The sequence below is a fragment of the Vibrio sp. 10N.222.49.C9 genome (assembly GCF_041474985.1).
Taxonomy (GTDB): Bacteria; Pseudomonadota; Gammaproteobacteria; order Enterobacterales; family Vibrionaceae; genus Vibrio; species Vibrio crassostreae_C.
This window is the reverse complement of sequence record NZ_JBFRVD010001204.1, coordinates 1-223: the sequence shown is the minus strand read 5'-3', so window position 1 is coordinate 223 and position 223 is coordinate 1. Positions and strand designations below refer to the sequence as shown.

Sequence of the window (223 nt, the reverse complement as noted above, 5' to 3'; positions counted from 1 at the left end):
CGCTGGAGCAGTTTCTACGTTAGCCGCTTCAACTAGCTTGTCCATTTCAGGGTTCGAGTAGTGACCACAGTTGTACTGACCTTTACCTGTCTCTTCGTTACGAGTCATAGTTAGGAATTCAGAGAAGTTCGCTGAATCTTCAGTATCTGCGTGCCAGCCAATCATTAGCATGTCTGCTGCACACTTATCGAACTCAGGCCAGTATTGCGCTTTAGGCATAGTC

1 pseudogene is annotated in these 223 nt (G+C 47.1%); it reads right to left on the bottom strand.

The window, feature by feature from the left end:
* Window positions 1-223, bottom strand: a pseudogene (locus tag AB4585_RS27580) (ABC transporter substrate-binding protein); the annotation flags it as partial.